Annotated in this window: 17 protein-coding genes and 1 pseudogene; 8 read left to right on the forward strand and 10 right to left on the reverse strand. The window is 69.3% G+C overall.

Going from position 1 to position 19,835, the window contains the following annotated elements; all coding sequences use genetic code 11:
- The first annotated feature begins 242 nt into the window (after nucleotides 1-242).
- Nucleotides 243-1,643: an Ltp family lipoprotein gene (locus BQ9890_RS16420; protein ID WP_230297933.1), complete on the forward strand. Its 1,401-nt coding sequence runs from the start codon at nucleotides 243-245 to the stop codon at nucleotides 1,641-1,643.
- A gap of 96 nt (nucleotides 1,644-1,739) precedes the next feature.
- Here BQ9890_RS16420 and BQ9890_RS12295 read toward each other — a convergent pair whose 3' ends face one another.
- Nucleotides 1,740-2,771, reverse strand: coding sequence for a hypothetical protein (locus BQ9890_RS12295; RefSeq protein WP_075891873.1), 1,032 nt, complete (start codon nucleotides 2,769-2,771; stop codon nucleotides 1,740-1,742).
- Between the two features lie 643 nt (nucleotides 2,772-3,414).
- On the opposite strand from BQ9890_RS12295, the gene BQ9890_RS16425 reads away from it, so the two are divergent.
- Together BQ9890_RS16425 and BQ9890_RS16430 are read left to right on the forward strand one after the other, a co-directional pair.
- The gene (locus BQ9890_RS16425; protein WP_078062248.1) at nucleotides 3,415-3,888 is read left to right on the forward strand and encodes a transposase; all 474 of its coding nucleotides are present in this window, start codon (nucleotides 3,415-3,417) and stop codon (nucleotides 3,886-3,888) included.
- Nucleotides 3,885-4,355 (forward strand): transposase, encoded by a 471-nt coding sequence (locus BQ9890_RS16430; RefSeq protein ID WP_078062249.1) that lies wholly within the window; start codon nucleotides 3,885-3,887, stop codon nucleotides 4,353-4,355. Before BQ9890_RS16425 ends, BQ9890_RS16430 begins: the two co-directional genes overlap by 4 nt.
- On the opposite strand, the gene BQ9890_RS12305 is transcribed toward BQ9890_RS16430, so the two are convergent.
- Nucleotides 4,303-5,775 (reverse strand): sensor histidine kinase, encoded by a 1,473-nt coding sequence (locus BQ9890_RS12305; protein WP_075891875.1) that lies wholly within the window; start codon nucleotides 5,773-5,775, stop codon nucleotides 4,303-4,305. The two genes, BQ9890_RS16430 and BQ9890_RS12305, sit on opposite strands and share 53 nt — an antisense overlap.
- The gene (locus BQ9890_RS12310) at nucleotides 5,772-6,404 is read right to left on the reverse strand and encodes a response regulator transcription factor (RefSeq protein ID WP_075891877.1); all 633 of its coding nucleotides are present in this window, start codon (nucleotides 6,402-6,404) and stop codon (nucleotides 5,772-5,774) included. Before BQ9890_RS12310 ends, BQ9890_RS12305 begins: the two co-directional genes overlap by 4 nt.
- A 180-nt stretch (nucleotides 6,405-6,584) precedes the next feature.
- On the opposite strand from BQ9890_RS12310, the gene BQ9890_RS12315 reads away from it, so the two are divergent.
- Nucleotides 6,585-6,962: an SHOCT domain-containing protein gene (locus tag BQ9890_RS12315; RefSeq protein WP_075891879.1), complete on the forward strand. Its 378-nt coding sequence runs from the start codon at nucleotides 6,585-6,587 to the stop codon at nucleotides 6,960-6,962.
- Nucleotides 6,963-7,048: 86 nt separating this feature from the next.
- On the opposite strand, the gene BQ9890_RS12320 is transcribed toward BQ9890_RS12315, so the two are convergent.
- Nucleotides 7,049-9,505, reverse strand: a complete 2,457-nt coding sequence (locus tag BQ9890_RS12320) for an excinuclease ABC subunit UvrA (protein ID WP_075891881.1) — start codon at nucleotides 9,503-9,505, stop codon at nucleotides 7,049-7,051.
- Between the two features lie 372 nt (nucleotides 9,506-9,877).
- On the opposite strand from BQ9890_RS12320, the gene BQ9890_RS12325 reads away from it, so the two are divergent.
- The 4 genes from BQ9890_RS12325 (at nucleotide 9,878) to BQ9890_RS12340 (ending at nucleotide 14,446) form a co-directional block, all read left to right on the forward strand.
- On the forward strand, nucleotides 9,878-11,269 hold the full coding sequence (locus tag BQ9890_RS12325) for an NAD-dependent succinate-semialdehyde dehydrogenase (RefSeq protein ID WP_075891883.1): 1,392 nt from the start codon (nucleotides 9,878-9,880) through the stop codon (nucleotides 11,267-11,269).
- Nucleotides 11,270-11,554: 285 nt separating this feature from the next.
- Nucleotides 11,555-11,989: a hypothetical protein gene (locus BQ9890_RS15500; RefSeq protein ID WP_075891885.1), complete on the forward strand. Its 435-nt coding sequence runs from the start codon at nucleotides 11,555-11,557 to the stop codon at nucleotides 11,987-11,989.
- A complete protein-coding gene (locus tag BQ9890_RS12335) occupies nucleotides 11,982-12,935 on the forward strand; it encodes an FAD:protein FMN transferase (protein ID WP_143226343.1) in 954 nt (317 codons plus the stop codon). Before BQ9890_RS15500 ends, BQ9890_RS12335 begins: the two co-directional genes overlap by 8 nt.
- Nucleotides 12,932-14,446 (forward strand): FAD-dependent oxidoreductase, encoded by a 1,515-nt coding sequence (locus tag BQ9890_RS12340; protein ID WP_075891887.1) that lies wholly within the window; start codon nucleotides 12,932-12,934, stop codon nucleotides 14,444-14,446. The genes BQ9890_RS12335 and BQ9890_RS12340 overlap by 4 nt, the downstream gene beginning before the upstream one ends.
- Before the next feature lie 165 nt (nucleotides 14,447-14,611).
- Here the strand turns inward: BQ9890_RS12340 and BQ9890_RS16950 are convergent, their stop codons facing one another.
- From BQ9890_RS16950 to BQ9890_RS12365, 6 genes and pseudogenes are all read right to left on the reverse strand, one after another.
- Nucleotides 14,612-15,190, reverse strand: coding sequence for a GH32 C-terminal domain-containing protein (locus BQ9890_RS16950; protein WP_407638917.1), 579 nt, complete (start codon nucleotides 15,188-15,190; stop codon nucleotides 14,612-14,614).
- Nucleotides 15,182-16,101, reverse strand: a pseudogene (locus tag BQ9890_RS16955) (glycoside hydrolase family 32 protein); the annotation flags it as partial. The pseudogene BQ9890_RS16955 and the gene BQ9890_RS16950, both read right to left, overlap by 9 nt.
- Before the next feature lie 147 nt (nucleotides 16,102-16,248).
- Nucleotides 16,249-16,530 (reverse strand): MFS transporter, encoded by a 282-nt coding sequence (locus BQ9890_RS12350; protein WP_078062439.1) that lies wholly within the window; start codon nucleotides 16,528-16,530, stop codon nucleotides 16,249-16,251.
- A 305-nt stretch (nucleotides 16,531-16,835) separates the two neighbouring features.
- On the reverse strand, nucleotides 16,836-17,909 hold the full coding sequence (locus tag BQ9890_RS12355; RefSeq protein WP_075891891.1) for a LacI family DNA-binding transcriptional regulator: 1,074 nt from the start codon (nucleotides 17,907-17,909) through the stop codon (nucleotides 16,836-16,838).
- A gap of 137 nt (nucleotides 17,910-18,046) precedes the next feature.
- On the reverse strand, nucleotides 18,047-18,886 hold the full coding sequence (locus BQ9890_RS12360; RefSeq protein ID WP_075891893.1) for a carbohydrate ABC transporter permease: 840 nt from the start codon (nucleotides 18,884-18,886) through the stop codon (nucleotides 18,047-18,049).
- Nucleotides 18,883-19,776: a carbohydrate ABC transporter permease gene (locus BQ9890_RS12365; RefSeq protein ID WP_075891895.1), complete on the reverse strand. Its 894-nt coding sequence runs from the start codon at nucleotides 19,774-19,776 to the stop codon at nucleotides 18,883-18,885. The genes BQ9890_RS12360 and BQ9890_RS12365 overlap by 4 nt, the downstream gene beginning before the upstream one ends.
- Nucleotides 19,777-19,835 lie beyond the last annotated feature (59 nt).

Consider the following 19,835-nt stretch of genomic DNA (forward strand, 5'->3'; position numbering starts at 1 on the left):
GCCGTGCACGGGCTACGGGGCAATGCTAGCGGTGATAATCCCCCTTATCAGAACAGATCCAGACGCCGCGCAGATGCTGTTCTAGGCTCTGGCCAATGACCCGAGCCCGTCGCTGCCGAGATCGGTTCGTGGGTCTTCGCTCCGTCCTGGTGCGATTGCGTCGCCTGAGAAGGATCGGGAGTGATGCAATCGCGCAAGGATTGGAGCCGGGTCATCTCCATCGACCTGTCTGCGAGGAAACCATGAGCGACACGAGAACTCCGGGGACGCCGGGTGAAGGACATTCGGAGTCCCAGAACCCCTTCGCGCCCCCGAGTGGGAACCAGGACCCGTCTGTGACAGGGCCGGGGGAGAACACGACCGTGACGCCCCCGGGCGGGGCGGGAGTGTTCACGGCGCCAACCGCGGCACAGTCCACCTACCCCGCGCCCGGCGCGCCGCAGTCCCCCTACGGCGGTCCTCCGACCGGACAGTCTCCCCATCCGGGAGCCACTACGCCGCAGTCCCCCTACGGCGGTCCTCCGACAGGTCAGTCTCCCTACCCCGCGCCCGCAGCGGGCCAGGGCCCGTACGCCGCACCCCCAGTCGGGCAGACTCCCCATCAGGCCCCCTACCCGGGGTCCGGCCCCTACCAGGCGCCCGGCCCCTACCAGTCCAGCCCCTACCAGACGCCCGGCTCCTACCAGACGCCCGGCTCCTACCAGACGCCCGGCCCCTACCAGGCGGGACCGGGTGTTCCCCAGGCCCTGGCCGACGGCCCTTCGGAGAAGAGTTTCGTCACCACCTGGCTCCTCGCCCTCTTCCTGGGTGGGTTCGGCGCCGACAGGTTCTACCTCGGCAAGACCGGGACCGGTGTGCTCAAGCTGGTGACGATGGGTGGACTCGGCCTCTGGGCACTCATCGACCTGATCCTCACCCTCACCGGCAATGCGACCGACGCCAGGGGTCGCAAGGTGGTCGGTGCCGGGAACGAGCCGAAGATCGCCTGGGCGGTCTCGGGTGCCGTCATCGTGCTGGCCATGGTCATCGGTGCCCTCTCGCCGGACACATCGAGTGCCGGAGGAGCCTCGACCGCACCGGCGATCTCCTCGCCCACCCCGACCGTGGCGAGTGCGGACGCCTCCACCTCGCCGAGCCCGGAGGAGACCACACCGCAGGCGACTTCGACCCCCGAGGAGGAGACCGCGGCCCCTGCCGCCGACACCCAGGGGGTGACGGCCAGTCAGCAGCAGGCGCTGTCGAAGGCCTCCGACTACCTCTCCTTCCAGGCCTTCTCCCGGGACGGGCTGGTCGAGCAGCTCGAGTACGAGGGGTTCCCCACCGAAGATGCGACCTACGCGGTGGACAACATCGGCGCGAACTGGGGTGAGCAGGCCGCCAAGAAGGCGGAGGACTACCTCTCCTTCCAGGCGTTCTCCCGCAGCGGACTCATCGAGCAGCTCGTCTACGAGAAGTTCAGCGAACAGGACGCGACCAGTGCTGTCGACTCCCTGGGCACCGACTGGAACGCCCAGGCCGCGGCCAAGGCCAAGGAATACCTGGACATGACGTCCTTCTCGCACTCCGGCCTGGTCGAGCAGCTGCAGTACGAGGGATTCACACCCGAGCAGGCCGAGTCCGGCGTGACGAGCGCAGGACTGTAGCCACAGCGCCCCGGAGGTGCTCCCGCCGCCACCATCAGGCGGCGGGGGCGGATGCAGCAGGGGAGGGGGGACGAGGGCGGCCACCGCCCGCCCCTGTCAGCCGGGGAAGCTCCAGCGCCTCCGCAGGGCCGCGTCCTTGGGCATGCCGTCGGCGAGGAACGTCATGGAGTCCGCCCGCCCCGACGGCAGCGCCCGGACCAGCACCCGGGTGGCACCCATCCGCGCAGACCTCTCCACGAGGGCGGCCACCTCCGCGAGCACACCCGGTGGGACGGGGAGGGATTCCTCGCCGTCGTCCAGGAGGGTGACGGCGACGCCCTCGTCCCGGGCGTGGGCTGCGGCGTCGGCGAGCGGTGGCACCGTCAACCGCGGGGCACGGATGAGGTCCCGCACGGAGGCCTCCGTGACGAGGCACTGCCTGCCTGTCGCTGTGGGGTCGCCCCCGGCCAGACGTTCCAACAGAGGAGCGGATCGGGTGGACACGAGGTCCATGAGCTCCAGCCCGCGTTGCGTGGCGGTGCGGGCGGCATCGGCCTCCAGGCGTGCCAACTCCGCGGCCTCGTCGCTGATCCGGGCCGATCGGAGGCTCGTGCGGAGGATCTGGTACCACACCAGTCCGACGGCGAAGGGGAGGCAAGCGACGAGGATCTCGACGGTGGCGGAGAACAGCGAGGTGGAGGGGAGTCCTGCCAGCCAGAACGTCAACAGCGCGACCTGTGCGGCGAGACCGGCCGCGCCGGCAGCGCGGGCACCCCGTGCGGCGAGGAGGCCGAGGAGGTTCCCGGAGAACTGCCAGGCCCACATCTGGCTGTCCGGGGGTGAGTCGAGGGGCAGGAGCAGGGTGCAGGCGGCGACGGTCGGGGCGGCCGCGATGATGCCCGCGCGTACGGGCCCCAGGCAGGGCTCGCGTGAGGTGACGAGGTAGGACGACACCCCGAGCCAGGCCGAGCACAGGAGGTAACCGGCGACGGAGCCGCCGGCCCAGGCTGGGACGGACAGGGATGTCCCGATCACCCAGCAGACCATGAGGGCCCGCCGCATGGCCCGGGAGGTGATGCCGGAGGCCGAGGTGACGTCCGTCGTCCGGGGTCCCGGTGGGGTGGCACGCGGGTCGGGGGAGGCGCTCATGACGGTTCCTCCGACGGAGGCTGCCAGGTCAGGAGGATGCGGGTGCCGGTGCCGGGTCCTGAGCCCTGATCCACCGTTGTGGGGGTGGTTTTGGGGTGTCGGAACAGAGAAGATGCCCCTTCTGATCTGGGACAATGGGTGTTGGTAGACAATCCATTTGACCAGGTCGAGGGGGCATCTTCGAGGTGCAATCGTCTCACACTCACACCCGCCGTTTCACGCCCGTCTTCGATGAGGATCACTTGGTGTCGGCTGGGGGCCTGCCTGCGGTGATGGGCCTGGCCGAGCGGGCAGGCTTCACAGGTCTGCTGAAGGCGCGCCTCACGGTGGCTTCCCCCAACGCGCCCGTGAAGGTCCGCGCGCTGGTGGCGGGCATGCTGGCCGGTGCCGACACGATTGACGGCATGGATGTCTTGCGGTCAGGAGGAACAGCGAAAGTGCTGGGGGCGGTGCGTGCTCCTTCCACGTTGGGGACGCACCTCAGGTCCTTCACCCATGGTCACACTCTCCAGTTGGGGGCCATCAACCGGGATCTCCAAGCCAACCTCGCACACCTGGTCCCCACCCTCTTCGGCAGTGATGAGCTGGTGATGGTCGACCTCGATGCTCCCCCGCAAGCGGGAGGTACCCCCACATTCGCGAGGTGCACGGGTACGCGAAGCAAGCGGTGGCGTATGGGTACAACCATGTCAAGGGTCTCAATGCCCTGGTTGCCACCATCAGCACCGAGCACTCTGCGCCCGTCATCGCTGGGGCCCAACTGCGTCGCGGCAACGTGAAGTCGGGGGATCATGCTGCCTGGCATGCCACGAGAGCCCTCACCCTGGCGAAGAAGGTCCGCCCCGCAGCCCAGATCATGGGTCGGGCTGACAGCGCGTTTTGCACCTGCACCTTCGTCCACGCCTTCCAAGACGCCGGATGCTGGTTCTCCGTCACGGTGCCCCAATGGTCGAGCGTGATCCGAGCCATCACCATGATCGAGGAAGATGCCTGGGTGGGGATCCACTACCCGGACGCCATCTTCGAAGAAGACACCGGAGAGTGGATCAGTGACGCTGAGGTCGCTGAAGTCCCTTCTCAACCGCCTTCACCTCTCACCCCAAGAAGGACCAGGTGACGTGCCGCCTGATCGTGCGACGCGTCAAGCGGTTGAACACGAAGGCTCATACGGGTCAGGGGGAACTCTTCGACACGTACAGGTACCACCCCTCACTCACCAACTCCACCCTGGCCATGCTGGAAGCCGATGAGCGCCACCGAGGCCATGCCATCATCGAACAAGTCATGGCCGAACTGAAGGGCAACGCCTTGGCCCACCTGCCCTCAGGCCGCTTCACCGCCAACGCCGCCTGGCTGCAGCTGGCCATCCTCGCCTTCAACATCTCTCGCGCCGCAGCCCACAAGGCGGGCATGAACACCGCCCGCATGCCCACCATCCGCCAGCGCCTGGTCATGGTGCCAGCCCGCATCGCCCACCGCTCCAGGCGCCGATTCCTGCACTACCCCACCCACTGGCCCTGGCAGCAGGAGTTCATGGACCTGTGGGACCACGCCACCGGCAGCGACCCGCCCATCGCGGCCTGACCACCACCCACACAGCCCCACCGGGCCCAACCCCGAGGAACCCCAGGACAAGCCGACACCAGCGGTCGGAGAACCAGTCACACCCACACCCCTCCACGAGACCTCCCACGGGATCACTCGACCCACCCACCCCAAAACGGTGGATCAGGGCTGAGAGGACGCGGGCCGAGCCTCCGGCGATGGACCTCATGCGCTCCAGGATGCCGACACGGATCCCGAGGCGCTGGGGGGCAACCGTGGTGGGGTCGAAGCCGGGCCCCGAGTCGGTCACGGTCACCAGGAGGACGCCGTGGGTCGTGTCCATGCCGAGGGTCACGGCGGCGCCCGGTGCGTGCAGCGCGCAGTTGCGCAGTGCCTGCCGGGCGGCGGCGGTGACGAGACCCCTGACATCCGTGGGGACCACGAGGCCCGGCCCGGACACGCTGAAGTGGGCGCCCGAGCCCTCGGCGAGGACCCTGAGGTCCTCACGGAAGCCTCCCGTGGCTTTCCCGGACGGGAGTGGGAGCGGGCCACCACCCCCAGCGCCTCCCGTCGGGACGTCCAGTTCTCGCCAGCGCTCCAGGAGACCGAGGGTCTGACCCGCCTGCTCTGCGATCGCGTCGCGTGTCGCGGGGGTCGCGACCGCGCCGGCGAGCAGGGTGGCGAGGACCTCGTCGTGGACGACCCCGTCGACCCGGGTGCGCTCGCGTTGCCAGGCGAGGGCCAGTGCCCGGGACTCCGCGGTGGAGCGGGCCACCTCGTCGGCCGTGGCCTGGCGGGCGAGCTGGGAGCGCATCGCGTCGATGAGGGTCACGAAGACGATGTTGCCGACGTGGAGTCCCACGGTCCCCCACCAGGAGTGCTCCGGGTGCGCGCCCGAGAGGATCGCCAGGGCCGGGACGCTGGCGACCGAGGTGATGGCGTACACGTAGGCCCAGCGGACGGGCAGGATGACGATCGCGGCGCCGATGGCCAGTGGCTCCAGCGTCCAGGTCCAGGGGACCTGCCACACGCCATCTCCTGAGGCGGCGTCGAAGGTGAGCGTCGTCAGCGGGACCAGGACCACCACGGCGGTGGACACGCGTCGGATCCACTCCCGGCCAGCCCACCAGGAGACGGGCACCGCAGCGACCACGGCGAGTGAGACGAGACCGGCCAGGACCACCCACCACCCCGCCACCCCGGAGAAGGGGGCGGGGACGGAGGCGATGCCCGCAGCCAGCAGGACGGGGCCGGCGGCGGAGGTGGCGCGCGCGATGATGGTGTCCGCCCGCTCACGTGCCGAGGTGGACGGTCCGGTTCCGGCGTGCGGGCGGGGGCTCGCGCCGGACCCCGGGTTGCCTCCGGCAGCGGGCCCGGTGTCGGGCCCGGTGGCATCTCCCGCACCGGCACCGGGGAAGGTCGAGCGACCGCCCGGGCCGGGGGTCGTCGCCGCGCTCACGCGTCCCCCGGCAGGACACCGTCCTCGACTGCCCGGCGGTAGAGGTCGACCTTGGTGTCGGCCGGTCGGGAGACGGCCGCGTACTTGGAGCGGATGTGGCGGATGTGGTCGAGGACCGTGTCCCGGGAGATCCTGAGGTGGCGGGCGACCGAGTCGGCCTTCTCCCCCGAGGCGTAGAGACCGAGGACCTCCCGCTCGCGCGGGGTGAGGTGGACGGCGGCCTCCAGGTCGGCGTCGATGGCCGCCGCCCAGTCGGTCGAGGCGACCACCTCTCCTCGCAGCCCGGCGCGCACGCCCTCGATGATGACGTCCACGGGTTCACGTTTGGAGATGATCCCCAGGACGTTGGCAGCTGCGGCCTCCCGCAGCAGGGCGACGCTCTCCCCGGAGGTGTAGGCGATGACGGCACAGCCCTGTGAGCGGAGGTGGTCGACGTTGTCAGCGGGGCGGGAACCGTCGGCGAGACGCAGGTCCAGGAGGACGAGGTCGGGTGCGGGTGCGGCACCGAGGAGTTCGTCGACGGTCGGGGCGGCGGCAACCTCGCCGATCTCGGGCAGCTCGCTCAGGCAGTCACGGAGTCCCGTGATGACGAGGTAGTGGTCCTCGACCAGCCCCAGTCTCGCTCCCATGCCGTCGTCCCCCTGAGTCGTGGGCGCGTGCCCGGGGACACGGTACCGTCTGCACCCCCCGGAAGTGGGGATGGTCCGGCAGTCCACCCCTGACGAGAATAGTTGTGCATGGGGCCCAGTGCATCAGCTCTGGACCGGAACCTTCACGTCGATCGACGTCCGTCCCACGAGGTGGCACACATGTCAACATTCTGGCAGTCGTTCTGGCTGGTCATCGAGATCTTCCTCTTCATGGCATACCTCATCGTCTTCTTCCAGATCATCTCCGATCTCTTCCGTGACACCCGCCTCGGGGGTGTCGCGAAGGCGCTGTGGGTCGTCGTGCTCATGGTGCTGCCGATCCTCGGCGCACTCATCTACCTGATCGCGCGCGGCAGGGGTATGGACGAACGCCGTCGCGATGCCCAGATCACGGCCGAGAAGGGCGTCCAGGACTACATCCGCCAGACGGCCAACCGGAATCCGGCACAGGAGATCGCCGAGGCGCGTTCGCTCCTGGACTCCGGGGCCATCACGCCCGCCGAGTTCGAGACCCTCAAGGCCAAGGCCCTGGCCTGACACCGGTCTGTTGACTGCCCGACCCGGGCCAGCGGCCCTGCCCGACCCGACCCGAATCGGCGCGGACCCGCCCCGCCCGGCTCACCTCACAGCCACGGTCCGATGAGGCTGGCGGGATCGGCGCGGACCTCCTCGACCGTTCCGGTGGAGATGATGCGACCGCCCTCCGACCCGGCGCCGGGACCCAGATCGATGACATGGTCGGCGTTGGCGATCATGTCGGTGTCGTGCTCGATGACGATGAGGGTGGCGCCCGCGTCCATGAGGCGGTCGAAGACGCCGAGCAGGGTGTGGATGTCCAGCGGGTGCAGTCCGATGGAGGGCTCGTCGAAGACGAAGATCTGGTGGCGTTGGCCGCGACGGAGGTGTGTGGCCAGGCGCAGGCGCTGTGCCTCACCCCCGGACAGTGTCGGGGTCGGCTCCCCCAGTCGCAGGTAGCCCAGGCCGACATCGGCCAGGGACTGCAGGACGCGGGCGATGGACGGTTCCCCGGCGAAGACCTCGGTGGCCTCAGTGACCGACAGACCCAGGACGTCGGCGATGGAACGCCCCTGCCAGTGCACCTCCAGGGTCTCCGGGTTGTAGCGTCCTCCCCCGCAGTCCGGGCAGCGCATGGGGATGTCGGGCAGGTACTGGACGTCCAGGCTCAGTTCGCCCAGGCCCTGGCAGGTGGGGCAGCGTCCGGAGGTGGTGTTGTAGGAGAAGTGCCCGGCCTTCCACCCGCGCTCGCGGGCGGTGGGGGTCGCTGCGAAGAGGCGACGGATCGGGTCGAACACCCCGGAGTAGGTGGCCGGGGTCGAGCGGGCATTGCGCCCGATGGGGGTCGCGTCCACGCTGATGACGCGGCGGATGCCACCGTCGTGCAGCTCCTGGACGTGGTCGGGGAGCGGGCGGCCCTCGGAGGCGGCCTGCAGGGCGGGAACGAGGCTGTCCAGCACGAGGGCGCTCTTGCCGGCACCCGACACACCGGTCACCGCGGTCATGGCTCCGACGGGGAAGGTCGCCGTCACCCCGTGCAGGTTGAAGTGGTCACCGACGCAGACGCGGATCGCGCCCTCCCCCAGGAACACGGGTCGCTGGTCTCGCACCCTGCGCTGCCTGCCGGGATCCAGGAAGGGCCCGATGAGCGAGTGCGGGTCGTGACGCAACTCCTCGACGGTGCCCTGGGCGACGACGCGCCCGCCCTGCTCACCCGCGCGCGGTCCCATCTCGATGAGTTGGTCCGCGGCGGCCAGCACCTGGGTGTCGTGGTCCACGACCACCAGGGAGTTCCCATTGGCGACCAGGTGGTGCATGACGTCGACCAGTCCGTGGACATTGGCGGGATGGAGGCCGATCGTCGGCTCGTCGAGGACCAGGAGCAGTCCGGTGGAGCGGCTGAGCACCGTGCGCGCCAACTGGATGCGCTGGCGTTCCCCCGTGGAGAGGGTGTCCCCGGAACGGTCCAGCCCCAGGTAGCCCAGACCCAGGGTGAGCAGTGGCGCCAGGGCGCGCGCGAGCTCCGTGCCGAGGCGTCGGGCGAACTCACGTGTGACGGGTGGCACGGAGTCGACGACGGTCGGGACCCAGGTGTCCAGGTCCTCCAGGGTCAGGGCGCAGGCCTCGGCGATGTTGCGTCCCGCCACCGTCGTGCGCAGGGCCTCGGGGCGCAGCCGGGTCCCGTGGCACTCGGGGCAGGTTCGGCGCACGAGGAAGCGGTCGGCACGTGAGGAGGGGGCGCCGTCCTCGCCCTCGCGCGCGATCTGCTCGACCGCCTCGAAGGCGTTGGTGTAGGCGGCATTGAGGGCGACGCCGGACCCGTTCTTGAGCGGGATGACGATGCGGCGTGTCACGCGGGGGCCGTGCAGGACCGTCTCGCGCTCCTGCGCGGTGAGCTCCCGGTAGGGGATGTCCGTGCGCACGCCGAGCTCCGCCGCCACCTGGGGCATGTTGGAGCGCATGAGGCCGTGCCAGGGCAGGACGGCGCCCTCGTCGATGGAGAGGTCCTCGTCGGGGACCAAGGTGGAGGGGTCGACCTCGCGGGTCTCACCCAGGCCGTGGCAGCGAGGGCACGCCCCCAGCGTGTTGAAGGAGAAGTCCTCGGCGCTGGGTGCCTCGAAGACCGCCCCGCAGGTGGGGCAGGTGCGCTGGGGGGAGACGCCCTGCAGGTACGAGGGCGGGACCGGGTGCCCGTTGGGGCAGCGGTGCATGCCCAGACGGGAGAAGACCAGACGCAGGACGGCCAGCACCTCGCTCATCGTGCCCACCGTGCTGCGGGGCCCGGGCAGGGGTGGGCGTTGGCGCAGCGCGAGGGCCGGGGGCAGGAACCCGAGACGGTCCACGTCGGGGCGCGCCGGCTGGGCGATGCGGCGACGCGAGAAGGTGGAGAGGGCGTCGAGGTAGCGCCGGGATCCCTCCGCGTAGAGGACACCCATGGCCAGGGAGGACTTCCCCGATCCCGACAGGCCGGTGATGCCGACGAAGCGCCCGAGAGGGATGTCGAGGTCGATGTCGCGCAGGTTGTTGACTCGCGCGCCCCGCACCTCGATCGCGGTGGGACCCACCGACGTGGGGTCGACCGGGGTGGGACCAACCGGGGTGGCGTGTGCTGGCGTGGAATCCCCGGGCGTGAGGCCGGTCGCGGGGGCGACGGTCGGAGTGGGGCCGGTGGGGCTGGCGTGTGGGGGAACGGGGTTCCGGGATGGTCGGGTCATCACTTCGAGGGTAGCCGTGTGCGCCAGGACGGGGCATGGATGGTGTCGCACCGTGTGCACGTGTTGCCGGTGCCCACTGTCACGCCTACCGTTGACGTGTCAACGAAATTGTCGACCTCGGTCCCGGACGTACCCGCGCCCCGACGTCGTCCGCCCCTCGCGACCGGACGTCGGCGCGCGGGCGTCGCCCTCGTCCCCGGGCCGGGTCGCCAGGAGCACACCATGGCCTACGCCACCACCAACCCCCACACCGGGGAGGTCCTCGCGACCTTCCCCACCGCCACACCCGAGCAGATCGACGCCGCCATCGCCGGCGGTGACCGGGCTTTCAGGGCGTGGCGCGCGACCACGGCGGAGCACCGCGCGGGCATCCTCCAGCGCGCCGCCGACCTCCTGCGCGGTGACCACGAGCACTACGCCGGGATCCTCACCCTGGAGATGGGCAAGCTCATCGGCGAGGCCGAGGCGGAGGTCGAGCTCTCGGCCAAGATCCTGGAGTACTACGCCCGCCACGGCGCAGAGTTGCTCGGACCTCGCCTCCTGCACGCCGAGGGCTACGGTGACACGGACGTGGCACTGGTCAATGACCCCCTCGGCGTCATCTACACCGTCGAGCCGTGGAACTTCCCCTACTACCAGGTCGTGCGCGTGGGCGCCCCGCTGCTGCTGGCCGGCAACACGATGCTGCTCAAGCACGCCTCGATCGTCCCCCAGGCGGCCCAGGCCATGGAGGGTCTGATGCAGGAGGCGGGCGCCCCGGAGGGCGTGCTGACGAACGTCTTCGCCTCCCACGAGGCCTCGGAGCAGATCCTCGCCGATCCGCGCGTGCGCGGCGTCGCCCTCACGGGCTCGGAGGGCGCCGGCGCATCGATCGCCGCCATCGCCGCGCAGAACCTCAAGAAGTCGACGCTGGAGTTGGGCGGCGCGGACGCCTTCATCGTCCTGGAGGACGCCGACGTGGACAAGGCCGCGCACTGGGCCGTCTTCGGGCGCCACTGGAACGCCGGGCAGGTCTGCACCTCCTCCAAGCGCCTCATCGTCGTCGACTCCGTGTACGACCACTTCCTGGAGGTCTACCGGGAGGGTGTGGCCGAGCTGGTCGCCGGTGATCCCATGGACCCTGCGACCACCCTGGCGCCGCTGTCCTCCCAGGAGGCCGTGGACATCCTCCACGTCCAGGTCGACCACGCGAAGGAGGAGGGCGCCACGGTCGAGGAGATCGGCCGGGCCGTGCCCGACCACGGGGCCTTCTTCCGTCCCACACTCCTGACGGACATCCCCCTGGACTCCGACACCGCACACACGGAGTTCTTCGGCCCGGTCACCCAGCTCTACCGTGCCCAGGACGAGGACGACGCCGTGAGTATCGCGAACTCCTCACCCTTCGGATTGGGCGGGACGGTGTTCTCCTCGGACATCGCACGCGCCCAGCACCTCGCCCGCCGCCTCGACACCGGGATGGTCTACATCAACCAGCCCACAGGTGTGAAGGCGGACATCCCCTTCGGAGGCACGAAGCGGTCCGGCTACGGACGCGAACTCGTCGATCTCGGGCTCACCGAGTTCGTCAACCAGAAGGTCGTCGTGGTCTCCGACATCGACGGGACCTTCTGATCGGGAGGCCCTGACAGGAGGCCCCTGCTCACGGGCCCCGGGCGGAGGTCACGGACGGGGCCTCGGAGTGGGGCACGGGGAGAGTCGTCGGCCGGGAGGAGGAGCCCACAGGAGACAGACAGGACCGTCATCGAGACCGCCAAGGCCCGTGCCCGAGCATTGCCATGTCGGTCCCCGGGGAGCTCCGGAGGTGCTGCCGCCAGCAGAACCGGCGGGTGCCACCGTCAGCACCCGTGGGACCGGATCCATGTCCGACCGCCCACGACCACCCGCCAAGGAGTCCCCATGCCCCGCCCCTCCGTCCTCCTCCGCCTCGGAGCCGCCTCAGGACTCGTCGTCCTCGCCTCGGGTTGTGCCTCCTCGTCGACCACGACCTCCCTCGAGGGCACCGGTGCGACGACGCAGGACCCGACCACCTCCTCGACGGGGGCCAGCGGCAGCTACTCCGCCACCGGCTCCTACTCCAGCCCCGGCGGGCAGCAGAGCATCGAGGTCGAACTCACCCTCGAGGACGGCACCGTCACCGCCGTCACGGTCACCCCGGGTGCCTCCGACTCCCAGGCACTGCGCTACCAGCAGGACTTCGCGGAGCACGTGTCCGCCGAGGTCGTGGGGAAGACCCTGGAGGAGGCCGACGTCACGACGGTCGCGAGCTCGTCCCTGACGGGTGCCGGGTTCAACAGCGCCCTGGAGGAGATCCGCGAGCAGGCCGGTGAGTGAGGGTCCTGCCGCGCGGGTGGGGACCCGGGGCGACGAGGGCGGCCCGGCTGCGGCGGTCCCGGCACCGGGGGGCATCGACGAGGGCGGCCACCACTGGACCTTCGAGGCGATCGGCACGCAGTGGCGGATCACGACTCCCGATCCACTCCCCGAGCGGGTGCGCAGCGCCGTGTCCACGGTGATCGAGGACTACGACCGGGCGTTCTCCCGCTTCCGTGAGGACTCCCTGGTCACCCGGATGTCCCGTGCCGCGGGCACCTTCGAGCTGCCCTCCTGTGCGGCGGAGCTCCTGGAGACGTACGAGCGCCTGGGGGACCTGACCCACGGCGCGGTGAACCCCCTGGTGGGAGCCTCCCTGGTCCATCTCGGCTACGGGCCCGACTACCGCCTCACGCCCCTCCCCGGCCACCTCCCGGCCCCCGCGTGGGACGAGGTGGTGAGCCGGGAGGGCTCCCGGCTCACCACCTCCACCCCCCTCACCCTGGATGTCGGGGCCGTCGGCAAGGGGCAGTTGGTGGACCTGGTCGTGGAGGAGGTCCTCTCCCACGGGGTCCCCGTGGTGCTGGTGGACGCCGGAGGGGACGTGGCCGGGGTGGGTCCCCGACGCCGCGTGGGGTTGGAGGATCCCCAGGACCCGGCTCGTGTCATCGGCGTCGTCACCTCCGCAGGGGGCGCGGTGTGCGGGTCCTCGACCAACCGGCGCACCTGGGCACCCGGCGTCCACCACGTCCTGGATGCCCGCACGGGGCGACCTGTGCGGGGCGTGCAGGCCACATGGGCAGCGGCGCCCTGCGCCATGCTCGCCGATGCCGCCACCACCGCGCTGTTCTTCGAGGGACCGACACGGGTCTCACGGGCCCTCGGGGTGGATGCCCTGGTCCTGGGCGAGGACCGCACCGCCGCGTGGAGCGGGACGGGGGAACGCCGGTGGGAGGTCTTCGCATGACCCGTGCCTCCGTGCGCCTGGACCGTTTGCTGGGGCGTACTTCCATGTACACGCTGCTCCTGGCGGTGCTCACCGTCCTCGCGGCCTGGGCCCTGCTCGGGTCCCTGGTGGGGGCCCTGCCGCAGTCCTCCGTGGACCTGGTGTCCTCACTGGCGGTGTGCGTCGGAGTCGCCGTCGGCGCCAACTGCCTGATCGCCTCCCTGGTCCATGCCCCCAGGCGCCATGTCTCCGCCCTGTCCACGGAGTTGCTGCTGTTCTTCCTGCTGTGGCCCTCCACCGACACCGTCGACGTCCTCGCGGCCGCTGCCGCAGCCGTGGTGGCCACCGCATCGAAGTACCTGCTGGTGGTGAGGGGTCGGCGCCTGGTCAACCCCGCGGCCTTCGGGGCGCTCGTGGTCGCAGTCGTCGGGATCGGCGCCCCGGTGTGGTGGGTCGCCACCGCGTGGATGCTGCCCGTCGTGCTGGTCAGGGGCGCGCTGGTACTGCGCCGGTCGGGAGGCGGTGGTGTCGCGGTCCTGGTCGCCTCGGTCGTACTGGTGGGGACGTCCCTGCGTCTGGTGCTGGCAGGGAGCCCGAGCGCGTCGGCGCTGACCATGGCCGTCGTGTCGTATCCCGTGGTGTTCCTGGCCCTGTTCATGGCCACCGAACCGCTGACGCTGCCCCCGCGCAGGTGGCAGCGCCACAGCGTCGCGGTCCTCATGGGTGTGCTCGTCTGCCTGCCCGTGACCGCGCACCTGGGAGCGTGGGTGTTCACGCTGGGTCCGGAGGCGGGGATCGTCCTGGCGAACCTCGTCGCGGCGGTGCTCGCCGGACGGGGGGCGGCGGGCGACCTGGAGGTCGTGGAGGTCAGGTGGCCGGCTCCCGACGTGGCCGAGGTCGTCCTGGCCCCGGGACGCCCACTGTCCTTCCGGGCGGGCCAGTACCTGGAGCTGACGGTGCCCGCTCCCGCCGACGTGCGGGAGAACCGCCGAGTGTTCTCGCTGGTCAGTGCCCCCGGGGAGGCGAAGGGTCCCCACCCGGTGCTCCGTGTGGCATTCCGCCTGCCCGAGAGGCCGAGCGCCTTCAAGGCCGCCCTCGTCTCCCGGCCTGCGGGTGCGGTGGTGCGCAGCGAGGGCATCCGCGGCGACTTCCTGCTGCCCGAGGACCCCCTGGTCCCCGTGCTCATGGTGGCGCGCGGGATCGGTGTGACGCCGTTCCTGGGTCAGCTCGCCGACCTGCGCGAGCGGGGCGAGGCAGTGGATGTGGTCCTGGTCCACGTGGTGCGCACTCCCGGTGACGCCGCCCTCGTCGGGCACCTGGGGGCGCCCGGAACCGGGGTGGAGGTCGTCCTGGTGGAGGAGCGGGAGCAGCGGGCGGGGCTGGGGGAGGGGGAGTTCCTCGCCCTCTGCCCCGACCTGGCGCGGCGCCGCGTCCACGTGTCCGGCGCCCCGGACTTCGTGGCCGGAGCGCGGGAGGCCCTCGCCCGCGCGGGAGCTGCCGGGGTCGTGACGGACACCTTCACCGGGTACTGAGGGCGCGTGGTCGGTCACCCGTCCCCGGGGCGCTCGGCCACGCCGAGGTCGCCCCGGGGACGCAGCGGTCCGGGGGAGTGGGCCCCGGGTTCGCGGGGTGGTGCGGGCCGACGGCTGACCAGGGCATGACCCCGGTCGTGCGCACGCACCCCGCGACCGCCGGACTCAACGGTCCGGGGTCTCCCAGATGCTGCGCAGGTGGTGGACCCGCAGGGACTCCACCGCGATCGTCCCCGACTCCGAGGTCAGCTCGACGGCGCGGGCGCCCTCGTTCGGGAAGCTGAAGGAGGTCACGGTCTCCTGGCCGCCGTTGACGAAGACCTCGATGGAACCGCGGTCCACCAGGACCCTGAGGCTCAGGTGGTCACCGGTGAACGGGGCGCCCCGGTAGCCACGGTCGCCCTTGCCGGAGTCCCGCCGGTCGATGACCACGCGGTGGGCCAGGTCGTCGTAGCAGACGAAGGTGTGGTGCCCGTCCGGGGTCTTGTGGACGTTGAGGCCCACACGCTCCGAGGTCGTGCGCGTGAGGTCCACCTCCAGCTCGATCTCGACGGCCTCGGCGTCCTCCAGGAGGACCTTGTCCTCGTTCGCTCCGAGTTCGAAGGACCCGAAGTCGACCGTGTCCTCGCGCAGGGCAGTGAGCTCCCGGGCGGGGACGGCGTGCACGTGCAGGTCCTCGCCCAGGGTGAGTTCGCGGGGGACGGTGAGCTGCCCGCACCACCCGTCCTCCGCCTGGGTGGCCACCGGCAGCGTGAAGGACCCCATCCAGCCGAACACGAGACGCCGCCCGTCGGGGGCGAGCATGGTCTGGGGGGCGTAGTAGTTGTGCCCCCAGTCGCACAGCCGGTAGTCGGTCTCCTGGTGGAACTCCTCCCCCGGCTGCCACGAACCCACGACGTAGCCCGCGTTGTGGCCGTTGCGACCGACGTAGCCCTGGGGGCGCGGACCCATCGGGCAGTACCCGATGACCCACTTGTCCCCCAGGGGGAACATGTCGGGGCACTCGAGCATGAAGACGTCGGGGTCCGGGTCCTCGTAGACGACGCGGTCGAAGGCCCATGTGCGCATGTCCTGGGAGGTGTAGAGCCACACCTGGCCGCGCTTGTCGGCGGAGCAGGCGCCGAAGACCATGTGCCAGGTGTCCCCCGTGCGCCAGACCTTGGGGTCCCGGAAGTGCAGGAGCCCTTCCGGGCACTCGACGATGGTGCCGAGCTTGTGGAAGTTGACGCCGTCATCGGAGACGGCCATGCGCTGGACCTGCAGGTTGCCGTCGTCCTCGTTGACGCCGTTGCGCCAGCGGTGACCGGTGTAGTAGACGACCAGCTTCCCGTCGTCGGAGACCACGGCGGAACCGGAGAAGACCCCGTCCCGGTCGGCCTCGATACTGGGGGCCATGGCGATGGGCTCGCGCCTCCAGGTCACCAGGTCGGGGCTGGAGACGTGTCCCCAGTGCATGGGCCCCACTCCGTGCTGAAGGGGTGGTGCTGGAAGAAGACCTGGTAGCGGTCGTGGAAGTACGACAACCCGTTCGGGTCGTTGATCCAGCCCGCCTTGGCCGCGATGTGGAACGTCGGGTACCAACGGTCGTTGCGGGTTCGCAGGAGGGCCTCGACGCCCTGCTCCGCCCGTTCGAGCTGTTCCTTCATGGTGGTCATGGTGGTCCTGCCTCTCACTCCGTCGTGTGTGGTGGTCGTGGTGTGTCCCCGTGGCGGTCGGCGGGGGGGTACTCCGACGAGGGCGGCGCCGCTCGGTCCGGTGCCGGGCCCGGCACCGATGCCCCGGCGCGGGCAGCCTCCCGCCGGCTAGGCGACCTTCGTAGGCTCCCTGACGAAGGGGTCCCCCAGGACCTCGACGTCGTCCTTCTCGAGGACGAAGAACGCGTAGATTCCCGCCAGGGCCACGGTGCCGGCGATGACCAGGAAGGTGGGCTGGTAGCCGATCTGGTCGTGGAGCCAGCCCAGGGGGGTCGACAGGATGACGTTGCAGACCTGCGCGGAGTTCCGCGTGCCGTAGACCTGCTGCCTACATTCCTGCGTCTGGAAGAGGCTGGTGTAGAAGTCGGGGAACATCTGCTGGTCGATCACGGCGTAGAAGGTCCAGGAGTGCCTCGAGCCGCCCGACACCGCCCATGAAGCCCGTGGGCAGCACGAGGGCGGCGCCGGTGCGGCAGGGGGTGCCGGGGCCGGCCCGGTCGCAGACCTTGCGGCGTTGCGCGCCTACGTCCAGGAGGCGCGTGAGCTCGCGGATGGAGCCTTGCAGCAGGTGCTCTCTCGTGGCGATCGGCTGACGCCGCCGGCATGTGATTCAGATGGAGCGCGTGCCTCAAGACGAGGATTTCGATGAGCGCAGGTTCTGTGGTGACTCACTCGGTGAGGCTGGGGAGACATCCCTATGCGTGTGCCTGCCAGTGTGGAGCGGCAACGGAACGGCGAGGCACCAAAGGGCATTCCAGTACGGCTGGTTCGAAAGTGTCCGGAGTGTCCAGATCCTCCGGGTCATGGGTTTGGCTGGACTGATCTCGGATGATCGCGCTGAGTCGCTCGACAGCCCATTCACCCATCTCGAGGTGGGGAAGTGCGACGGTGGTGAGAGAGGGAAAGAGGCCCTCAGCGATCAACTCCTGGTTGTCGAAGCCCACGATTGAGAGATCGGTCGGGATCCGCAGACCCAGTTCTGCCGCCGCACGGTATGCGCCCATAGCCATACGGTCGTTGTAGCAGAACAGGGCGGTGGGGCGGTCCGCCCTGCTCAGTAGCTCAAGAGCCGCTTGACGGCCGCCATAGGTCTCTGACTCGCGTGCCACGATCAAGCGTGGGTCGACGGAAACTCCGGCCCCATTCAATGCCTCCATGTACCCGGCGAGACGACCACGGGTCGCAGGTACGTCGTCAGTGTTCGTTGCGAAGCCGATGCGGCGATGCCCCGCCCTCAACAGCTCCAGGACTGCAGCATGGGCGCCACTTTGTTCATCGGGGACGACGGCGGGCACCCGACCGGCGCGGTCTACAGCGTCGATGAGGACGGTGGGCACCTCCAAGAGGGCAAGTGGAACATCCACCTCTCTGTGGTACATCGTCGCGTAAAGAACGCCGTCCACCTGCTGGCGGAGCAGGGAGTGCACATCGCGGTCGATGTCGGTGGGCCCGTGGGTAGTGTTGATCAGCACGAGGGTGAGGCCGTGGGCACGAGCCGCATTCTGGGCGCCGAGGATGATCCGGCCGGCATGCGGCGTGGTCGCGATCTCCTCGCTGAGCAACCCGATCATGTCGGACTGCTGGCGGCGAAGGCCTCGGGCTATGAGGTTGGGGCCGTAGTCCAAGCGCGCAGCTGTCGCTTTGACGCGCTGCCGAGTCGTCTCGCTGACTCGAGCTGACTCAACGTTGTTGAGGATATGGGAGACAGTGGTGACCGACACTCCTGCCTCGCGCGCCACATCGCGGATTCCCACCCGTTGCTGTGCCACAGATCTCCTCACTGGTCAAGGTTTGTCCTGATACTAGTCACCCAGGTCGACCTGGTGAACGAACTCGCTCTCGCCTTGAGGCAGCCCGCGTGCTGCCAGCTTGCCGCCGCTGGTCAGGACTGACGTGGTGCCCCGCGTCAGCCCTTGACCGCACCCAGAGTGAGGCCCGCGACAATGTGACGTTGCAGAACCAGGGCGAGGAGGACCATCGGCAGCGAGTACAGCATGGCCAACGCGGTCATGCCTCCCCAGTCCAGTCCGAACTGTGTCTGGAAGTTGGCGATGACGATGGGGGTAGTCTGCGAACGCACCGCCGTGAGTAAGAGGGCGAACAGGAACTCATTCCATGAGGCGAGGAAAGCGAAGATGGCCGTCACGGCCACGCCGCCGGCAGTGACAGGAAGGACGACTCTCCACAACGCTCCCAGGCGCGAGGCGCCGTCGATCTTGGCTGCTTCCTCCAGGTCGACGGGTACGGCTTCGAAGAAGCTCGCCATGAGCCAGATCGACAATGGCAAGGAGATGGTGGCGTGTGCGATGGCCAAGGCAAATGAGGTGTCCGAGATTCCCAGGTTGCGGAAGATCGTGATCAAGGGCACGCCCACCACGATCGGCGGGACCATTCGCATCACCAGCGATCCGATGATGAAGAACTGGCCGAACCGGGTATGGAAGCGGGTCACCGCGTACGCGGCGGGCACTGCCAGGGTCAACGAGATCAGGGTGCTCAGCACTGCCGTGACGATGCTGTTCACGAACGAGGCAACCACGCCATCACGACCGATGGCGGAGATGTAGTTCTCGATCGTCCATTGCGTGGGAAGGACACTGGGAGGAACCGCGATGGTCTCGAGCGGTGTCTTGAAGGATGTGAAGAGCATGTACACGAAGGGAAATCCGTACAGCGCCACCAGCAGCGAAAGTGCGATCCAGAGGATTGTCCGCGAGCTCATGCGCGTGGCCTGAAGACCGTTCATCGTTCGTTCTCACTTCCTGGCTGCCAGATCAGCAGAATGGCCACAATCGAGGCGGCGAGCATGGCGATCAGGTAGACGGTGCCCATCGCGCTGGCCAACCCTGGATCCCCGAAGCGCACCAAGGTGCGGTAGATGAGGAGGGACATTGTCTCCGTGCTTTGCTGTGGTCCACCATTGGTCTGGATGAGGATGACGTCGAAGGCGCGAGCGGCGTCGATCCCGCGAATGACGAGAGCAACTGCGATCACGGGACGTAACAGGGGGATGACGATGCGAAAGAGGATCGTCGGGTACCGGGCGCCATCCAGACGTGCGGCCTCGACGATGTCGCCGGGAATGTTCTGGAGGCCCGCGAAGAGAACAAGCGTGATGAATGAAGTGGTCAGCCAGATGTCCGGGATCGCCACTGAAAGCAATGCGATACGCGGGTCGCTCAGCCATTGGATCTGGCCGGGATCTTGCAGGATCCCGATCTCTGTGAGCAGCCGGTTGATGATGCCGAAGTTGTCGATGAGCAAGAACCTCCACAAGAGGCCCGCGACGATCGGGGCGATCATGAGGGGGTAGAGGAAGATCGTACGGAACACCCGTGACTTGTCGCCCAACGCGGTGAAGAGCAGTGCGACCGCCAGGCCGAGGACGAACTCGAACACAACGACGATCACCGTGTATGCCAGAGTCCGCCAAGCTGCATTGCCGAAGTCGGTCGAGGTGAACGCGGTGACGTAGTTGTCGAGTCCGACGAAGGTGCGGGGGGCACCGGAGAACCTGGAGACTTTGAAAAAGGAGTCGGAGACGAACTGCACGAGTGGCCACGCCACGAACACCGCGAGGAAGATGGTGGCGGGGAGCATCAGCAAGAAGGCGAATCTGCGGTCTGTGAGACGCACGGGAAGGACTTTCCGTCAGGGGTATCGATGTGAGGGTCGGGTGCGGCGTCCACAGGAGG

This window comes from Actinomyces provencensis (assembly GCF_900155435.1).
In the GTDB taxonomy this organism is placed as follows: domain Bacteria; phylum Actinomycetota; class Actinomycetes; order Actinomycetales; family Actinomycetaceae; genus Pauljensenia; species Pauljensenia provencensis.

Excerpts from the sequence above, each read along its gene's own strand:
- BQ9890_RS16420 (WP_230297933.1), top strand. The coding sequence starts at position 243 with ATGAGCGACACGAGAACTCCGGGGACGCCGGGTGAAGGACATTCGGAG.
- BQ9890_RS12295 (WP_075891873.1), bottom strand. The coding sequence starts at position 2,771 with ATGAGCGCCTCCCCCGACCCGCGTGCCACCCCACCGGGACCCCGGACG.
- BQ9890_RS12310 (WP_075891877.1), bottom strand. The coding sequence starts at position 6,404 with ATGGGAGCGAGACTGGGGCTGGTCGAGGACCACTACCTCGTCATCACG.
- BQ9890_RS12315 (WP_075891879.1), top strand. The coding sequence starts at position 6,585 with ATGTCAACATTCTGGCAGTCGTTCTGGCTGGTCATCGAGATCTTCCTC.
- BQ9890_RS12325 (WP_075891883.1), top strand. The coding sequence starts at position 9,878 with ATGGCCTACGCCACCACCAACCCCCACACCGGGGAGGTCCTCGCGACC.
- BQ9890_RS15500 (WP_075891885.1), top strand. The coding sequence starts at position 11,555 with ATGCCCCGCCCCTCCGTCCTCCTCCGCCTCGGAGCCGCCTCAGGACTC.
- BQ9890_RS12340 (WP_075891887.1), top strand. The coding sequence starts at position 12,932 with ATGACCCGTGCCTCCGTGCGCCTGGACCGTTTGCTGGGGCGTACTTCC.
- BQ9890_RS12360 (WP_075891893.1), bottom strand. The coding sequence starts at position 18,886 with ATGAACGGTCTTCAGGCCACGCGCATGAGCTCGCGGACAATCCTCTGG.